The sequence below is a fragment of the Staphylococcus shinii genome (assembly GCF_017583065.1).
GTDB lineage: Bacteria > Bacillota > Bacilli > Staphylococcales > Staphylococcaceae > Staphylococcus > Staphylococcus shinii.
Genome location: NZ_JAGEVL010000001.1, coordinates 67,542 through 86,320, shown reverse-complemented (window position 1 = coordinate 86,320; position 18,779 = coordinate 67,542). Strand labels below are relative to the sequence as shown.

Annotated in this window: 17 protein-coding genes and 1 riboswitch; of the genes, 4 read left to right on the top strand and 13 right to left on the bottom strand. The window is 32.7% G+C overall.

The features are described from left to right. Positions 1-185: 185 nt before the first annotated feature. The 3 genes from J5E45_RS00480 to J5E45_RS00470 are packed head-to-tail and all read right to left on the bottom strand — an operon-like array spanning position 186 to position 2,950. Positions 186-599, bottom strand: a complete 414-nt coding sequence (locus tag J5E45_RS00480; protein ID WP_039067054.1) for a YtxH domain-containing protein — start codon at positions 597-599, stop codon at positions 186-188. An 18-nt stretch (positions 600-617) separates the two neighbouring features. Beyond that, positions 618-1,316 (bottom strand): pseudouridine synthase, encoded by a 699-nt coding sequence (locus tag J5E45_RS00475; RefSeq protein WP_069792227.1) that lies wholly within the window; start codon positions 1,314-1,316, stop codon positions 618-620. Then, entirely contained in the window at positions 1,313-2,950 is a 1,638-nt protein-coding gene (locus J5E45_RS00470; protein ID WP_039067052.1) for a putative polysaccharide biosynthesis protein, read from the bottom strand. The genes J5E45_RS00475 and J5E45_RS00470 overlap by 4 nt, the downstream gene beginning before the upstream one ends. 129 nt (positions 2,951-3,079) lie before the next feature. Between J5E45_RS00470 and J5E45_RS00465 the strand changes: the two genes are divergently transcribed. Then, on the top strand, positions 3,080-4,354 hold the full coding sequence (locus J5E45_RS00465; protein ID WP_069792228.1) for a BaiN/RdsA family NAD(P)/FAD-dependent oxidoreductase: 1,275 nt from the start codon (positions 3,080-3,082) through the stop codon (positions 4,352-4,354). Between the two features lie 349 nt (positions 4,355-4,703). Here J5E45_RS00465 and J5E45_RS00460 read toward each other — a convergent pair whose 3' ends face one another. The 3 genes from J5E45_RS00460 to J5E45_RS00450 all read right to left on the bottom strand — a co-directional run bounded on the left by J5E45_RS00460 (position 4,704) and on the right by J5E45_RS00450 (position 9,104). Continuing rightward, positions 4,704-5,015, bottom strand: coding sequence for a rhodanese-like domain-containing protein (locus J5E45_RS00460; protein ID WP_039067049.1), 312 nt, complete (start codon positions 5,013-5,015; stop codon positions 4,704-4,706). An 18-nt stretch (positions 5,016-5,033) separates the two neighbouring features. Continuing rightward, the gene (gene leuS, locus J5E45_RS00455) at positions 5,034-7,448 is read right to left on the bottom strand and encodes a leucine--tRNA ligase (RefSeq protein WP_069792229.1); all 2,415 of its coding nucleotides are present in this window, start codon (positions 7,446-7,448) and stop codon (positions 5,034-5,036) included. Between the two features lie 486 nt (positions 7,449-7,934). Then, positions 7,935-9,104 carry an MDR family MFS transporter gene (locus tag J5E45_RS00450; RefSeq protein WP_069792230.1) on the bottom strand — a complete coding sequence of 390 codons (1,170 nt, stop codon included), beginning with the start codon at positions 9,102-9,104 and terminating at the stop codon, positions 7,935-7,937. Positions 9,105-9,213: 109 nt separating this feature from the next. Here J5E45_RS00450 and mnmL point away from each other — a divergent pair, with 109 nt between their 5' ends. Together mnmL and mnmM are read left to right on the top strand one after the other, a co-directional pair. After that, positions 9,214-10,167 carry a tRNA modification radical SAM protein MnmL/YtqA gene (gene mnmL, locus J5E45_RS00445; protein ID WP_039067044.1) on the top strand — a complete coding sequence of 318 codons (954 nt, stop codon included), beginning with the start codon at positions 9,214-9,216 and terminating at the stop codon, positions 10,165-10,167. After that, a complete protein-coding gene (gene mnmM, locus J5E45_RS00440; RefSeq protein ID WP_039067043.1) occupies positions 10,164-10,724 on the top strand; it encodes a tRNA 5-(aminomethyl)-2-thiouridylate-methyltransferase MnmM in 561 nt (186 codons plus the stop codon). The genes mnmL and mnmM overlap by 4 nt, the downstream gene beginning before the upstream one ends. A gap of 99 nt (positions 10,725-10,823) precedes the next feature. Here the strand turns inward: mnmM and J5E45_RS00435 are convergent, their stop codons facing one another. The 3 genes from J5E45_RS00435 to J5E45_RS00425 form a co-directional block, all read right to left on the bottom strand. After that, complete coding sequence (locus J5E45_RS00435) at positions 10,824-11,225, bottom strand: transcriptional regulator, SarA/Rot family (protein WP_039067042.1); 402 nt, start codon at positions 11,223-11,225, stop codon at positions 10,824-10,826. A gap of 150 nt (positions 11,226-11,375) precedes the next feature. Beyond that, positions 11,376-12,332, bottom strand: coding sequence for an L-lactate dehydrogenase (locus J5E45_RS00430; protein WP_039067040.1), 957 nt, complete (start codon positions 12,330-12,332; stop codon positions 11,376-11,378). Positions 12,333-12,563: 231 nt separating this feature from the next. Further along, complete coding sequence (locus J5E45_RS00425; RefSeq protein WP_039067039.1) at positions 12,564-13,388, bottom strand: alpha/beta fold hydrolase; 825 nt, start codon at positions 13,386-13,388, stop codon at positions 12,564-12,566. A gap of 267 nt (positions 13,389-13,655) precedes the next feature. Between J5E45_RS00425 and J5E45_RS00420 the strand changes: the two genes are divergently transcribed. Further along, positions 13,656-14,657 (top strand): proline dehydrogenase family protein, encoded by a 1,002-nt coding sequence (locus J5E45_RS00420; RefSeq protein WP_069792232.1) that lies wholly within the window; start codon positions 13,656-13,658, stop codon positions 14,655-14,657. 199 nt (positions 14,658-14,856) lie between these two features. Here the strand turns inward: J5E45_RS00420 and ribH are convergent, their stop codons facing one another. The 4 genes from ribH to ribD are packed head-to-tail and all read right to left on the bottom strand — an operon-like array spanning position 14,857 to position 18,203. Beyond that, on the bottom strand, positions 14,857-15,315 hold the full coding sequence (gene ribH, locus J5E45_RS00415; RefSeq protein ID WP_039067036.1) for a 6,7-dimethyl-8-ribityllumazine synthase: 459 nt from the start codon (positions 15,313-15,315) through the stop codon (positions 14,857-14,859). A gap of 13 nt (positions 15,316-15,328) precedes the next feature. Further along, the gene (ribA, locus tag J5E45_RS00410; RefSeq protein ID WP_101093709.1) at positions 15,329-16,510 is read right to left on the bottom strand and encodes a GTP cyclohydrolase II; all 1,182 of its coding nucleotides are present in this window, start codon (positions 16,508-16,510) and stop codon (positions 15,329-15,331) included. A gap of 10 nt (positions 16,511-16,520) precedes the next feature. Beyond that, positions 16,521-17,153, bottom strand: a complete 633-nt coding sequence (gene ribE / locus J5E45_RS00405) for a riboflavin synthase (protein WP_208181452.1) — start codon at positions 17,151-17,153, stop codon at positions 16,521-16,523. Positions 17,154-17,159: 6 nt separating this feature from the next. After that, positions 17,160-18,203: a bifunctional diaminohydroxyphosphoribosylaminopyrimidine deaminase/5-amino-6-(5-phosphoribosylamino)uracil reductase RibD gene (ribD, locus tag J5E45_RS00400; RefSeq protein WP_039067032.1), complete on the bottom strand. Its 1,044-nt coding sequence runs from the start codon at positions 18,201-18,203 to the stop codon at positions 17,160-17,162. Positions 18,204-18,367: 164 nt separating this feature from the next. Then, positions 18,368-18,501: riboswitch (FMN riboswitch) on the bottom strand. Positions 18,502-18,779: the final 278 nt, after the last annotated feature.

The following is an 18,779-nucleotide window of genomic DNA, read 5'->3' as shown; positions in this document are numbered from 1 at the left end:
AGATAACCGTATGAAAAGTCTGTATTAATATAAAAAGAGAGCGAGCCAGAAACCAAAATGTTGAATTTGATTTCTTATTCTCGCCCCCTATAGGCTGATTAACTATTTAAGGTGTTTGATCACTTTGACTTTTCACAGCCTAAGATTTTCATAACTCACCTATACATTTAAATACAGTTTAAACTTTATTTTTCATCATGTTTGTTATTGTTATTTTTTAGTTCTTCTTCTGTTACAACGCGTAGGTTATTTGATGGATCAGCAGCGCCTTCATCGGTAAATCTCGCTTCTTCAATATGTTCTTCTTCATTTTCACTAACATTTTTGAAGCGATCTTTTTGTTCATTGATGAAACCTTTAGGATCTTGCTTAACTTTTGAAGCATATCCTTTAGGATCTTGTTTTACTTCACTATATGTTTCACCAGCTTTAGAACTTATTTGACTTGCGATGTCTTTGGCATTTTGTTTATAAGACTCTGGGTTAGATTTATATTTACTATACTCATCTTTTAGTCTATCTCTATTTTCTTTTTTAGAGAGAACAACGGCTGCAGCTGCCCCACCGATGCCTACGATTGCTTTAAATAATTTTGACATAATAACTACACCTCTTCTTTATTTTAATCCTAAACTTTTAAAATCTTGCTCATTTAATTGACGATACTCTCCTGGTGCTAAAGTTAAATCAAGATGAAGATCGCCAATGCTAAGACGTTTCAATTCTAAAACTTCATTATTTATTGCATGAAACATACGCTTAACTTGATGATAACGTCCTTCATGAATTGTAACAAATGATTTATACATTTCATCACTTTTCACTAATTCCGCTGGTTTTGCCAATCCCTCATTTAATTCAATACCCACTTTAAATGCATTTATATCATTTTTGGTAATATTTTTTTTAGAAATCACTTCATAGGTTTTAGGAACATGCTTTGTGGGGCTCATTAATTCATGATTGAATTGCCCATCGTTTGTAATTAATAAAAGACCTTCTGTATCTTTATCCAAACGTCCCACCGGAAAAACATTTAAATATCTATATTCATCAACCAAATCAATCACAGTTTGTTGATGGTCGTCTTCAGTTGCTGAAATGTAGCCTTTAGGCTTATTTAACATTAAATATACCTTGTCGATATAATGAATGTGCGTTTGATTTACTTTTACAACATCAATATTTGGATCCAATTGCTTTTTAGGTGATGTTTCTACATTATCATTCAAAGTTACTTGTTTCTTTTTTAATAATTGTTTTACTTCGGTACGTGTGCCAACACCCATGTTCGCTAAAAACTTGTCTAATCTCATTTAATAATACCTAATTTACGTCTAAGCTTATTTGGTATTTCACCTAAAAATTGATCAGCCAGTTTCGTCTTCATGGTGATACTTCCGTAAACAACCATACCAATTACCACGCTAATAATTAAAATAATTAATGAACCTATTTTAGATTCTGGTGAGATTAACATTTGTAATATAAATGAAGATAATTCAACTACAATCATCATGATTAAACCGAATAAGAATATTTTACTAAAATGTAACCATGTCTCTGAAAAATCGAATTTTGCATATTTTTTAAGTATATAAAAATTACATAAAACAGCAAACAGTAACGCAATTGCTGTACTTAAAATTGCTCCAGCTGTATGGAAAGCCATGATGAGGGGTGTGTTTAGCACAACTTTTAAAACAACTGCTGATAAAATTACAAATACAGTCAGTTTTTGTTTATCAATACCTTGTAGCATGGACGCTGTCACACTTAACAATCCAATTAAAATAGCAACTGGTGCATAATAGAATAATAACTGACTTCCATCAACATTATAACTATAGAACACAGTATATAATGGTAAAGCCAAAGCCATAATTCCTAAACTCGCTGGTACTGTAATATACATTAATACACCTAAAGAAGTTCTAATTTGTCTATGCATTTCACTTAACTCACCAGATTCGTATGTCTTTGTAATAAATGGAATTAAACTTACTGCAAAACCAGCTGATAGTGACGTTGGAATCATCACTATTTTATTGGTTGTCATATTTAAAATAGTAAAGAAATAGTCATGTAATTGACTCGGTACACCTGCTAAATCTAAAGCACCATTATGTGTAAATTGGTCAACTAAATTAAATAATGGGAAGTTCAAGCTAACAATAACAAATGGAATACTATATGAAATAATTTCTTTATACATTTTGCCATAAGAAACGCTTATGCCTGAAACATCTGTTGCAACCATTTTTTCAATATTTGGTTTTCTTTTTCTCCAGTAGTACCATAATGTGAAGATACCAGCTACGGCACCTATTGCTGCAGCAAACGTTGCTATACCATTAGCCTGTAATACACTACCGTTAAAGACATTAAGCACTAAATAACTTCCAATTAGAATAAACAAGATACGTGCAATTTGTTCTATAACTTCTGATACTGCTGTTGGGCCCATTGATTTATAACCTTGAAACACACCACGCCATGTAGCGAGTAATGGAATAAATATTACGACCATACTGATAATTCTAATAATCCAAGTAATGTCATCGACTGACCAACCACCTTTAGCTCCTGATTCGTGAGCTAACGTGATGCTCGCTATACTTGGTGCTAATAAATATAAAATGAAAAATCCTATAAATCCTGTAATGGTCATAACAATAAAACTGGATTTATACAACTTTTCACTTACTTTATATGCACCTAAAGCATTATACTTAGACACATATTTAGACGCCGCTAATGGTACACCAGCAGTCGCAACTGCAATGGCAATATTATAAGGCGTATATGCATAGTTAAAAGGTGCCAATTTTTCTTCCCCACCAATAATGGCGTAGAATGGAATAATATATAATACACCCAAGACTTTAGTAATCAATATACTAAGGGTGATTAAAAAGGTACCCCTAACTAATTCTTTACTTTCACTCATTCAGATCTTCCTATCTCAAATTAAATTTTTACACTCGTAACTTCAATAATAACGTTATAACCACTTTTTTTCAAAACTATATTACTATAAACTATAAAATAACACTATTTAGTAAAGGGAGGCAATGAAATGTATCAAACAATTATCGTCGGCGGTGGTCCAAGTGGCCTTATGGCAGCTGCTGCAGCGAGTAAATCAAGCGACAGCGTTTTATTGATTGAAAAGAAAAAAGGACTAGGCCGTAAATTAAAAATTTCTGGTGGTGGTCGTTGCAATGTAACCAACCGTCTTCCTTATGATGAAATTATAAAAAATATTCCTGGGAATGGAAAATTTTTATATAGCCCTTTCTCAGTTTTTGATAATGAATCAATCATTCATTTCTTTGAGTCTAGAGGCGTATCTTTAAAAGAAGAAGATCATGGACGTATGTTTCCTGTTTCTAACAAAGCTCAAGACGTCGTAGATGCACTTATCAAAACCTTACAACAAAACAATGTAGAAGTTAAAGAAGAGGCAACTGTTTCTTCGATTACATACACTGAGAATCAAACTTTCCACGTATTACTTAACGATCAACAATCTTTTGAAAGCCAAAGCTTGGTTATTGCAACAGGTGGTACTAGTGTGCCTCAAACCGGTTCTACTGGAGACGGGTATAAATTCGCTGAACAATTAGGTCATTCCATCACTGAATTATTTCCTACTGAAGTACCGATTACTTCTGCTGAGCCTTTTATTAAAAACAAACGTCTAAAAGGATTAAGCCTAAAAGATGTCGCACTTTCAGTATTAAAAAAGAATGGAAAAACGAGAATCACACATCAAATGGATATGCTGTTCACACATTTTGGTGTCAGCGGCCCTGCTGCATTGAGATGTAGTCAATTCGTTTATAAGGAACAAAAAAACCAAAAACAACAAGAAATACAAATGCAAATTGATGCTTTTCCAGAATTAACGAAAAATGAATTAGAACTAAAAATCCGAAGTTTACTTGAAAATACACCAGATAAGTACATCAAGAACAGTTTACATGGGTTAATTGAAGAACGTTATTTATTATTTATTATCGAACAGTCTGACATCGCTGATGATTTAACTGCGCACCACATTTCCAATGTACAAATCAATAATATTGTAACGTTATTAAAAGGATTTACTTTTTACGTCAATGGTACATTATCTATTGAAAAAGCATTCGTAACCGGTGGTGGTGTTTCACTAAAAGAATTACAGCCTAAAACAATGATGTCCAAAATTATACCTGGCTTATTTTTATGCGGTGAAGTGTTAGATATTCATGGTTATACTGGTGGCTATAACATCACTAGTGCATTGGTTACTGGACACGTTGCAGGTTCCAATGCAAGTGAATTCGCGCTCACGACCCAATCAACTTAAATTTAAATCTTAGAAAGAAATTTATTTTCGTAATCACACAATATTTTTAAACTTTCACAAATTATATAATCTATAATTTTTTACAAATACTTAAATAGCTCAATTTACATATATTGATGTGTTGGGCTGTTTCTTATTATATCGCCTCTCAATCTACATACAATTCTAAAGTATTCAAGCGCACCCATTTAAAAATTGAATATCCTACCAAAAATTTAACATAAAAAAAAGCACTTCAAAGTAGACACTTTAATAAAGTAAATACTTTGAAGTACATTATAAATTAATTCAGAATACTCATATCATTATCTATAATGACACGCGTATGATTATTTATTTTCTAGTGAAATCAGACACTTTTCAGTTCTAAACCTTCGTCTCCCCAAGCATCCATACCACCTTCAACATTAACTGCATTAATACCGTTTTGTTCTAGGTATTGAGTAACTTGCGCACTTCTCCCACCAACTTTACAGATAATATAATAAGTATCATTTTCATTAAATTGGTTAAGATTCTCTGGTATTTCATTCATTGGAATTGTTTTTGCACCAGGGATAATCCCAGTCGCTGTTTCTTCATTTGTTCTAACGTCAATGATATTGACGGGATCAGCGCTTAAAATTTCACTTTTTAATTCATCAACTGTAATTGATTCCATAGTTATTCCTCCTATTAATTATTTAGCTACAATATTAACAAGCTTTTTAGGAACTGCGATAATCTTCTTGATGTCTTTACCTGTAATCTCAGCTTTAACATTTTCATTCCCTAAAGCGACTTCTTCCATCTCTTCTTTAGAGATGTCTTTAGGCATGTTAACCTTAGCGCGCACTTTTCCATTAACTTGAATCACAATCTCAATTTCATCATCAACTAATAATGATTCATCATAAGACGGCCATGGTTGATAAGTAATTGTTTCTTCATGTCCTAAACGAGCCCATAATTCTTCTGATATGTGTGGTGCAATTGGCGCCAACATTTTAATAAAGCCTTCAATATAAGGTTTATATATCTCCTCAGCTTTATAACAATCATTGATAAATACCATCAATTGACTAATCGCAGTGTTAAAGTTTAAAGAATTATAATCCTCTGTAACTTTTTTAACAGTTTGATGATAACTCTTATCTAAAGCTTTACTATTATTATTTACCACTTTACTAGATATTAAATCATTTTCAGTAACTAATAAACGCCAAATTCTATCTAAGAAACGTCTTGAACCATCTAAGCCATTTTCACTCCATGCGATTGCTGCATCAAGTGGCCCCATGAACATTTCGTATAAGCGTAAAGTATCAGCACCATGTGATTGAACAATATCATCGGGATTAATCACATTACCCTTGGATTTGCTCATTTTTTCATTTCCTTCCCCTAAAATCATACCTTGGTTATATAATTTTTGGAAAGGCTCTTTCGTAGGTACGACACCTAAATCAAATAACACTTTATGCCAGAATCTAGCATATAATAAATGAAGTACTGCGTGCTCTACTCCACCAATATATAAATCTACTGGTAGCCAATGCTTTAATTTTTCTGGATCGGCAAGCATTTTATCATTATTTGGATCAATATATCTTAGGTAATACCAACAGCTACCAGCCCATTGTGGCATTGTATTCGTTTCACGACGACCTTTCATGCCTGTAGCTTCATCAACAACATTTACAAATTCATCAATGTTTGCAAGAGGTGATTCTCCAGTTCCTGATGGTTTGATTTCATCTGTTTCAGGTAGCAACAATGGTAGTTCATCTTCTGGAACAGTTGTCATTGAACCATCTTCCCAATGAATGACAGGTATCGGTTCACCCCAGTATCTTTGACGACTAAACAACCAGTCTCTAAGCTTATAATTTACTTTTCTACTACCAGCATTTTTATTTTCTAATAGTTCAACTGCTTTTTCGATTGCGGCATCATTATATAGACCATTCAATTCTCCAGAGTTGATATGAGGACCATCACCAGTATAGGCTTCTTGAGTCATATCCCCGCCTTCTATAACTTCAATTATTGGTAAATTAAAGGCTTTTGCGAACTCATAATCACGTTGATCACCACTTGGGACTGCCATTACGGCACCTGTACCATAAGTAGATAACACATAGTCAGCTATCCAAATAGGAACTTCTTCTCCAGACAATGGGTTGATTGCGTAAGCACCTGTAAATACACCTGATTTTTCTTTGGCTAAACCAGTACGCTCTAAGTCAGATTTTTTAGCAGCTTCTTTTTGATAAGTCTCTATAGCTTCAAGTTTATCCTCAGTTGTAATTTTATTTACAAGCTCATGTTCCGGACTTAAAACTAAGAAAGATGCACCATAAATTGTATCTGCACGTGTTGTAAACACTTCAATTTGTTCATCCAAGTTAGCAACTTCAAATGTAACCGACGCACCTTCAGAACGACCGATCCAATTACGTTGCATATCTTTTAATGATTCCGGCCAGTCTAAGTCATCTAAATCTTCTAATAATCTATCAGCATATTCAGTGATTTTTAATACCCATTGCTTCATAGGTCTTCTATAGACTGGATGTCCGCCTCTTTCTGACACACCATCTACTACTTCTTCATTTGAAAGAACTGTGCCTAATGCTGGACACCAATTTACTGCCACCTCATCTACATAAGCTAACCCTTTATTATAAAGTTGAATAAAAATCCATTGTGTCCATTTGTAATATTCAGGATCAGTTGTATTTACTTCTCTATCCCAATCATAACTAAAACCTAGTTCTTTGATTTGGCGTTTGAAAGTTTGAATATTTTCTTTAGTAAATTCTCGAGGATCATTACCAGTATCTAAAGCATATTGTTCTGCAGGCAAACCAAATGCATCCCATCCCATTGGATGTAAGACGTTATAACCTTGCATACGTTTGTATCGAGATATTATGTCTGTGGCTGTATAACCTTCAGGATGCCCTACATGTAATCCCGCACCAGAAGGATAAGGGAACATATCTAAAGCGTAAAATTTCTTTTGACCTAAATTATCGCTTGTTTTAAATGTTTTGTATTCTTCCCAGTAATCCTGCCATTTTTTCTCGATTTCATTATGATTGTAATTCACTACTTCTCCTCCTAATTAATAAAAAGACACCTCAAACTATTATTGAATTACATAGGGACGATTTTCACCGCGGTACCACCCAACTTCACATTATCTGTGCACTCATTTTAATAAAATAGTAAGAGATGTCATCATTTATCTATAAGTCCTGGTAAGTTCACTTTTAGTTTAACGCTAAGTTCCACCAACCCTAGCTCTCTGTAGATAAACCTTGAAGCTACTACTCCATATACATTATTAATCATATTTGAAAAAGACTTTTATTTCAAGGGTAAAACTAAAGAATCACTTCTCTAAAGAATTACTTCTCAATTTATTGAGTTAGTGATTCTTACACATGGGCCTAACTCAAGTGTCATGTTTATAATATTAATTAAACACACAAAGTCCGAGACATTTATTTATGCCTCGGACGCTAATTATAATTATTTTTATTTAAAATATCACTTTAACTACTAACTAAAGTTTATTTCGTTATATTAACTATTAAATTTCTTTTGATAATTTTCTATCATAAATCATTAAAAATATTAGTGCTATCACTAGTAAGAAAATCATACTTAAAAACATAGCCTGCATATTAAATGTATCAACCACTACACCGCCGATTAATGGGCCAAAGGCTTTCCCTACCGTAGCAGCTGAATTAACATAACCTTGGAATGACCCCTCTTTACCATTAGGCGCAAGTTGGTTAGCGATAGTCGGTACCGCTGGCCATACAAACATTTCACCCAATGTAAGTATAATCATACCGACCATGAATACAGAAAATTGTTCAGCAAAGCTTGTAACAAAGAATGACAGTATAAATATAATTATACCTACAAGCATTTGATATTTTAAATTACCTTTTAACAATCTAATCACCGGTAAAATCAATGGTTGAGCCACTAAAATCATAATACCATTTACTGTCCATAATAAACTGTATTGACTCATAGAAACATTTATTTCTTGTGTGAATGAAGCAATGGTGCTTTCCCATTGAATATATGCTATCCAACAAATACTAAACATGACACACAGCAACGATAGTGCTATAAATTGTGGTCGGTATTCCCTAGATAACAAACTCATCGTATCATTCGATTTTACTTTCACATCTAGTTTAATATTAAATTGGGTAACTGCAACAATTGCAAAAGTGATATACATCAATAAATTGGCAATAAATATATAATTAAAACTTAATTCTGCAACAAACCCACCTGAAGCTGCACCAATAGCCACACCTAAGTTTTGAGCTAAATAAATTGCGTTAAATGTTTGTCGGCCACCATTAGGCCATACGGCACCAGCCAATGCATAAATAGCTGGTATTATCATACCACCACCAAATCCCAATGCCACTAACCATACTGCATACCATGGCCAACCATGAAAGAAATTCAATAATGTGGTACTCATCAGACAAATGACAGTGCCAATCATAATTGTCCGGTAACCACCCAGTTTATCAAATAAATTACCACCTAATAAATTACCGATAACCATTCCAAAAGAGTTAATCATTAACACTAACCCAGCCATAGTCAAACTTTTATCTAATTGTTCATTCATATAAATTGTATTTAACGGCCATAAAAAACTTGAGCCTGTGATATTTAATGCCATACCAATAACTAACCACCATACTGATTTAGGCATATTCATAACATTAAGCTCCCTTCTAAAATTAAATTTCTCATTTTACTCTAAACACTATATCACTAAAATATGTTAAAATCTTTAACTAGAATGAATTTAGAAAGGAAAATGTTATATGGGGCAATTTTTCCCTTACGCATTCGAGAATAAGAGATATCACACATGGAATTATCACTTGAAAAATAAATTTGGTCAAAAGATATTTAAAGTTGCAATTGATGGTGGCTTCGATTGTCCAAATAGAGATGGTACTGTTGCGCATGGCGGTTGCACATTCTGCTCTGCAGCAGGCAGTGGTGACTTTGCCGGAAATCGTGTGGATCCAATCGAAGTACAATTTAGACAAATTAAAGATAGAATGCATGAAAAGTGGCATGATGGACAATATATCGCATATTTCCAAGCATTCACTAATACACACGCACCCGTAGAGGTATTACGAGAAAAATATGAAACAGCACTAAAAGAACCAGGCGTCGTCGGTCTATCTATAGGCACACGTCCTGACTGTTTACCTGATGACGTTGTTGAGTATTTAGCAGAACTTAATGAACGTACATATTTATGGGTAGAATTAGGTTTACAAACAATCCATCAGGAAACTTCAGATTTAATTAATCGCGCGCATGATATGGAAACTTATTATGAAGGTATAGCTAAATTACGTAAGCATAACATTAATATCTGTACACATATCATCAACGGTTTACCTGGTGAAGATTATAATATGATGATGGAAACAGCTAAAGAAGTAGCACAAATGGATGTTCAAGGCATTAAGATTCACTTATTACATTTACTTAAAGGTACACCGATGGTCAAACAATATGACAAAGGTATGCTTGAATTTATGTCTCAAGAGGAATATACAAACTTAGTTTGTGACCAATTAGAAATCATTCCAAAAGAAATGATTGTACATCGTATTACGGGTGATGGCCCGATTGACTTAATGGTTGGTCCGATGTGGAGTGTCAATAAGTGGGAAGTATTAAATGAAATTGATAACGAACTGACACGTAGAGGTTCTTATCAAGGTAAATTTTTCGAAAGCGCCGTAAAATCATGAAATTAGAACGTATTCTTCCTTTTGCCAAGACGTTAATCAAACAACATACTCACGATGAGAGTATCGTAATCGATGCTACATGTGGTAATGGACATGATACACTATTTCTAGCACAACATGTTACAAACGGTTGTGTACATGCTTTTGATATACAAGAAGCAGCGATTCTAAATACACAGCAAAAAACGAAAGATTTTAACAATGTAATAATTCATCAAGCAAGCCATTCTGAGGTGAAGAAATATATACCTGCTGAATCACATGGCGTGGTAGATGCTGCAATATTTAATTTAGGTTATCTTCCTAAAGGAGATAAATCGGTTGTTACACTACCGAATAGTACTATTGCAGCTATCGAAGCTATATTTGATATTTTATCATCAGAAGGTATCATTATTTTGGTAATTTATCCTGGTCATGAAGAAGGAAAAATTGAACGTGATGCTGTAATAAATTACTTGAAAAACTTTAACCAAAATAAAGCCCACGTTTTACAATATCAATTTATAAATCAGCAAAATGATCCGCCTTTTATTTGTGCAATCGAAAAAAGATAATAACTAGACATATGCAAATACAAAATAATATATGTATCACAGTATTTATTTTATATAAAATAAAGCCACAGTGCCTATGCACTGTGGCTTTACTATTCCCTATAGATTAATGATAGATTTAAGACTGTTTTGAATACTTGTTGATTTGCCATCAATTTCTTCTTTAAAGAAGTTTAAAAGACTTTCCCGTTGATCTTTTAAATCTTCGTTGAAATGAATGATCACTGTACGTTCATCATTTTGTGGTCTTTCTTTAATGATCCAAGTTTTTTCAACTAAATCATTATACGTTCTTGTACGTTTATAAGACTTAATATGAACAAAATCATCCATTTCCTTTAAAGTCATTGAACCTTCTTTCCAAAGTGTAAGAAGAATCAATATTTCTTCTTTTGACATTTTGTATTGCTTTTGTACTTTGGCAAAAATATCGTCAATTTCTTTTAAAACCGATTCCAATTGCAATACACCATCAACTTTATCAGTAAATGTCTTCCCCATATAATAATCCCCCAATCATAGAATAAAGTTTAAACATGTAAAATTAATTCATAAAATCCATCATTCATTGTGATATAAAATCTTCACTGAATAAATATTAGAATTTTTAATAAAATTAATCTTATATACAGTTTAAATTCAAACTATGAATTATGCAATTAAATGAGATATTTTATTTTGCATTTCTTTCAAAATATTGACAGAATTGTTGAATAATCTTTTTTCTTCCTCGTTTAATGGTATTTCAAATACTTTCACAGCACCTTGTCGATTAATTTTTGTGGGTACACCAACATAGACATCTTCTTGATTGTATTCTCCTTCTAAATAACTAGAAACAGTTAAGATAAGATTTTGATTGTTTAATATAGCTTTTGTAATATGGACCAAGCCCATAGCGATGCCATAGTATGTCGCACCTTTAGCTTGAATAATGTCATACGCAGCATCTCGAGTGTTCACAAAAATTTCTTCAATTCTGTGTTGTCTTTCAGGGTCATCTTTCAGTAATTGATATAATGGTTGTCCTGCAATATTCGCTTGTGACCAAACCGCTAATTCTGAGTCTCCATGTTCACCTATAATTTGGCCATGAACACTTCTATCTGACACACCAAATTCTTCTGCTAATTCGTATTTAAATCTTGCAGTATCTAATATTGTTCCAGAGCCTATAACTTTTTCTTTTGGTAAACCTGAGACTTCTCTTGTCACATAAGTCAGAACATCAACTGGATTTGTAGCTACTAGGAAAATGCCATTAAAACCTGACTCCATTACTTCAGATACTATGTTTTTAAATATTTTTGTGTTTTTTTCGATTAGATCTAATCTTGTTTCACCAGGTTTTTGCGCAGCTCCTGCAGTAATAACCACTAAATCTGCATTATCACAATCTTTATAGTTACCTGCTTTAATTTTTATAGGTGATCCACCATAGGGTGCAGCATGGTTTAAGTCCATCACATCACCTTTAACTTTTTCTTCTGCTAAATCAATAATCACTAATTCATCTGCCACGCCTTGAGCGACTAATGCAAATGCATAACTAGAGCCTACTGCACCATCACCAATTAAAACTACTTTATTACTTTTAATATATTCCATAATAAGACTCTCCTTACTTATATGAACTGTTATTTGTGATTTATTTCACAAGTTTAATATAACAGTCTCTAAATTAATTTGCAATATTTTTGTGATTTATTTCACAAAATAAAATACCTTTCTTCTTGTTATGTTGAAAAATTAAAAAGAAGAAACCGCACGCGTTGATACGATTCCTTCTTAAATGTGCATTTGCAACAAATATTATTTTAAATTTATAATTCCAGGTTATTATGAGACTTCATTTTCATCATGGACTATGAAACCATTATTGCTAGAACTATTATTCAAGAAAGCTAGAATATATCTCATCACTTCATCTCTTTCAGGTTCGTTATGTATTTCATGATATAACCCATCCCATGCTTTGAAATATAATTCTTCTGTAGTTATTTTTTCTTTTATTAAATCCATTGCCGCAACATCAGCTACTTTATCTTCTGTGCCATACATTAAAAGTAACGGCAATGATTTCACATCTTTTAAGTGATTTACCGTTTCTTTCATTATCTCAATAATTTGTTTATACCAATGGTACGTCACTTTTTGTAGCATAAGTTGATCATTATTTGTTTCATCGATTACTTCTGAATTTCTGGTTAAATCTTCAACCGTAATACCAACTTTAAACCTAGTATCTTTTGCTAGTTTACCTATATTAGAAATAATTTTATCTTTTCTAGTTTTATTACTTTTTTTAAACTCAAGTAATGGCGAAAGTAACATTAACCCTTCGATTGGTACTTCTACTTTTTCAAGTAAGTTTAAAACTATTAAACCACCTAATCCTACACCTAAGACATAAGTCGGTAATTTATATTCATTTGCGATTCTAATCCATTCAAGTATATGCTCATGATATACATCAAAATTATCAATTTGTCCTTTATTTGAACGTGAAGTTTGCCCTTGACCTGGCAAATCTCCCATAATTACATGATATCCATTACGGCGAAGCATTGTAATTACATATGCGTATCTGCCTGTATGTTCAAGCATGTTATGTGCAATTACCACAACACCTTTGGCTTCATTTTCGGTTTCCCATTTCCACATTATCCATACTTCCCCTTCTACTTTTAAATTCATTAACTATATTGTATCAAAATATGATGTAGTTTTTCCATTTTAAACATAACAATACAACTCTAAAAATTAGTTTATTTCCTACAATAAAATTTATAATTCTCTTCAATATGCAACTTATGAGTACATTTAATAATATAAAGTGTAATATATTTTATTGTAAACGATTTCATTACTATTTGATTCATGCTACACTATTAATGAAACATAGCTATAAGCGGAATAGGAGGAATTAATATGCCAATTGTGAAGAATTTTTTTATCGGATTATCAAATAATCCGCTTTTGAATAAGACTGCCAAGGAAATCGGGCCAATGCTCGGGGCAAATAAAGTAGTTGCGGGTAATACTATTACTGCCTTGGTGGACACAATTGAACGTTTAAATAACAAGGGAATTACTGTTACAGTTGATTGCCTTGGAGAGTTTGTTCTAACTGAAGGTGAAGCAATCCAAGCAAAAGACCAAATCATAGAAGTGATGTATGCAATTTACAATCATAACTTAGATGGTCACATGTCTATTAAACTGAGTCAGCTAGGTTCAGAATTTGATATAGATCTTGCTTATCGCAATTTACGTGAAATATTATTGAAGGCAAACCAATTTGATAATATGCATATTAATATAGATACTGAAAAGTATGATAGTCTATTCGATATCACCCAAGTTTTAGATCGCTTAAAAGGTGAATTTAAAAATGTGGGCACTGTAATTCAAGCATATTTATATAAGGCTGATGCACTTATTGATAAATATCCAGAATTAAGACTACGCATGGTAAAAGGTGCCTATAAAGAAAGCGATACTATAGCGTATCAAACAAAAGAAGAAATAGATAAAAACTATATTCGTTTGATGGAGAAAAGGCTTTTAAATTCAAAAAATGTAACTTCAATTGCTACACATGATGATGAAATCATCAAACATATGAAACAATTTATTAAAGATAATAATATTGAAAAAAGCCAATATGAATTTCAAATGTTGTACGGGTTCCGTACAGATTTAGCAGAAAAAATAGCTGGAGAAGGTAATAACTTCTGTATTTATGTACCATACGGTAATGATTGGTTTAGTTACTTTATGCGTAGGCTAGCAGAGAGACCACAAAATTTAAACTTAATGTTTAAAGAAGTTATGAAACCCGATATTCTTAAAAAAGCCGGTGTAATTAGTGGCGCTGTAGCATCATTCGGACTAGCAACTACATTTTTATACCGTATTTTTAAGAAATAAAATAAATAACGGGTATGCAACACCAAATTTAATAAATTGATATTACATACCCGTTTTACCATTGTTGGCTAGATTTCTAAATAGCTTAATACAAGTAATTTAGTTTTCTAGTCATCATGTACTGTTCATATATTATACTTTTCAAGCATATAAATTTATAACTCTTAACCACAATCCTAATTCAAATGCTTGAGGATTTTTATATTTCTCTTAATAAATTTGCCATTTCAATGGCACTAACAGCCGCTTCTGAACCCTTGTTCCCTGCTTTAGTACCAGCACGTTCAACAGCTTGTTCGATATTTTCAGTTGTTAAAATTCCAAAAATCACTGGCGTATCAGTTACATCATTTGCTTTAGAAATACCTTTTGCTACTTCGTTACAGACATAATCGTAATGTGAAGTCGAACCTCTAATTACACAACCTAATGTGATAACAGCATCATAATCACTTTTTTCTGCTAATTTTTTAGCCACTAATGGAATCTCAAATGCGCCAGGTACATAGGCAACATCAATATTTTCTTCTGGTACTTCATGTCTAATCAAAGTATCTTTCGCTCCGTCTAATAAACGATTTGTTATAAAATCATTAAACCTACTTACAACTATCGCAACTTTTAAATCCGAACCTATTAGTTTACCTTCAAAATTCATTTTAATTTCCTCCTTATATTAAGTGACCCATTTTTTCTTTTTTTGTATCCATATAATCTTGGTTATATTTATTAGTTGGTACGACAAGTTCAACACGTTTAGTAATATTAATGCCATAGTTCTCTAAGCTTTCAAATTTTTTAGGATTATTACTCAATAAATTAACACTTTCAACGCCAAAATATTTTAATATTTGGGCAGCACTTTGATACTCTCTTAAATCTTCTTCAAAACCTAAAGCGATATTTGCTGTTACAGTATCATAGCCTTGCTCAATCAGTTCATATGCTCTTAATTTATTAATTAAACCAATCCCTCTACCTTCTTGAGGTAAATATAAAATAATTCCGCCGTGTTCCTTAATATATTTCATCGACGCTTCTAGTTGCTCACCACAATCACATCTTTGGCTATGAAATATATCTCCTGTTAAACAAGCTGAATGTATACGTACATTTTCAGTCTTTTTAATATCTCCATTTACAATAGCCACTATTTCTTCATCACTATCAGACGTTGTAAAACCATACATATCAAATATGCCATAATCCGTTGGCAACTTCACTTTTGCTTTTGCTTCTAATTTCGAAATAGCAGACTTACGATATTTTTCTAAATCTTCTATTGAGATCATAACAAGACCATGAGTTTCTTTGAACTTTTCTAATGATTCACCTTTTGCCATAGTGCCATCATCATTCATTATTTCACAAATCAATGCGGCAGGTTTAGCACCTGTTAATTTAGCTAAATCAACTGATGCTTCAGTATGTCCACGTCTTGCCAACACGCCATTATCTTGTGCTATTAATGGAAATAAATGACCTGGCTTATTAAAATCATTCTCATTTGCTTGATCATCTATTAAAGCTTTAGCTGTCAATGTTCTCTCTTCAGCGCTTATACCTGTAGTTGTGTCAATGTGATCAACGCTAACTGTGAATTGTGTACCATAAACGTCAGAATTATCGCTAACCATTGGGTTTAAATTTAATTTTTTAGCTATAACACTACTGATTGGTGCACAAATCAAGCCTCTACCATATGTGGCCATGAAGTTAACAGTATCATTATGCATCCATTCCGTCACAGCTACTAAGTCACCTTCATTTTCTCTATTTTCATCATCTACAACGATAATGCTATCACCATTTTTTAAAGCTGTTAAAGCTTTGTCTATACTGTCTAATTGCATATTACCCCTCCTAAAATCCAAATGCTCTAAGTTTTTCTGGGCTCAATTCTGATTCATTAGTATTGATAATTCGTTCAACATATTTGAATAACATATCAGCTTCTATATGGACTGGATCACCAACACGTTTTTGATTTAAAATTGTTGATTTTCTTGTTTCTGGTATAAGATGAATATCAAACTCAGTTTCTTTTAGTTGGAAGATAGTTAAACTCACACCATCTACAGTTATTGATCCTTGGCTAACCATTTGTTTAATTAGTGCTGATGATGGTTTGATTGTTACAATTTTAGAGTTGTCTGATGCTTGTATACGAGTGATTCTAGCAACTTCATCTACATGACCTAAAACAAAGTGACCGCCAAAACGTCCTTGTCCGCTCATTGCTCTTTCTAAATTAACTTCAGCAGATTGAGTTAATTGATTTAAATATGTTTTATTCTCAGTACCTTTAATCACTTGGACTAAAAAGCTTTGATGGTCAAATTCCACCACTGTTAAACATGCACCGTTAACACTGATTGAATCTCCAATATGCATATCTGATAAAATCGTTTGGCACTCAATCTTTAAGTTAACTACAGACTGTTGCGTGGATACTTTCTTTATGGTCCCAATCTCTTCAACAATTCCTGTAAACATGAATAATCACTTCTTTCGTAACTCTAGTTTGATATTTTGCTCAAGCATTTGTGAATTTACAATTTCAAACTGTGGTACTTCTGATAGATTAAAAATATTTTCACTTTGGAAAAATTGATAATTACCAGAACCACCTATAATTTTCGGGGCGTAATATAAGATTAGTTCGTTTGTAAATTTGGATTGTAGAAATTCAGAAGTCACTGTGGGTCCCGCCTCTACTAGCACACTTCCAATTCCTCTTTGATATAAATCTTTTAATATATTTTCAATTGAACAATTCGTTAATTCTATGATTTCTACATGTTCAATATTCGTTTTTAAATTTTTATTTTGAGTATAAATCCATATTGGTTCATTCCTTAATTGAAAAATATCTAAATCAAAATCAATTTCACCAGTTTTAGATAAGATTACTTTTATAGGATGCTTACCTTCTTCAATACGTGTAGTATATTGTGGGTTATCTGCTTGGATTGTACCTCTACCTGTCAATACAGCATCATGCTTATGTCGTAGATGAAACACATCATTTTTTACTGCTTTATTAGTAATCCATTTACTTTCTCCTTTATCAGTGGCTTGTTTACCATCAAGACTACATGAAACTTTCACTGTAATTTCTGGAATAGATTCATTCTTAGCAATAAAGAAATCCGTGTATAGTGATTCTGCCTCTGACTGAGGACGAAATATCACTTCGATACCTGCCTGTTCTAATATGTCGTCACCTTCAGAGGGTAATGTTGTGTCTTTAACTGCATAAACAACCTTTTTAATGCCCGCTTCAATGATTTTGTTGACACATGGTGGCGTTGAACCATAATGCGTACATGGCTCTAGTGAAATATATATAGTGCCACCTCGAGCATTGTCTCGTGCCATATCTAAAGCTTGTACTTCAGCATGCTTACCACCTTTTTGTAAATGGGCTCCCATACCAACAATGCGACCTTCATTTACTACTACAGCACCAACTGGTGGGTTTAAACCCGTTTGTCCTTCTACCATTTTTGCTAATTGAATAGCATAATTCAAATAATGACTCATTTTATCACCTCTAAATAATAAAAAAACACCTGAAATTAACATTTCAGGTGTGGGATATATATTGATATAACATTTTTAGCAATAATAAAATACACACTTATACATATTAAAATAAAAGTGTATGCTAAATAAACACTTAAAAAGTGCTATTTCCAAGTTATACTTCATTCTTTCTCCCATCCAGACTTTACTGTCGGCTCTAGAATTTCACTAGATCAGCCACATTTGCTTCAACAAATGCAGGTCGCAGGCTTAATTTACTGCCGGTTGGGAATTTCACCCTGCCCCGAAAGAATATTTATGAAATTGTATTCGATGATTGAGTCAGGTAACTTTGAATAAGTTACAAAATAATGGTACTACACTTTTGACAAAATGACAATTCTTATTATCTAAGTCGGCTTTATTTTTTTGATATTCTTTAAATTATTACAATTTAAAGTACAAACAAATTAGTTAAAACCAAGAGATTAAGACGGGAATACCCAAAACACTCAGATGATTTAATTCAATTCATCTGAGTGCTTCTTTTTTATACAATACTTTGTATTTTCGGCTCGCTTTCTTAGGAGACAA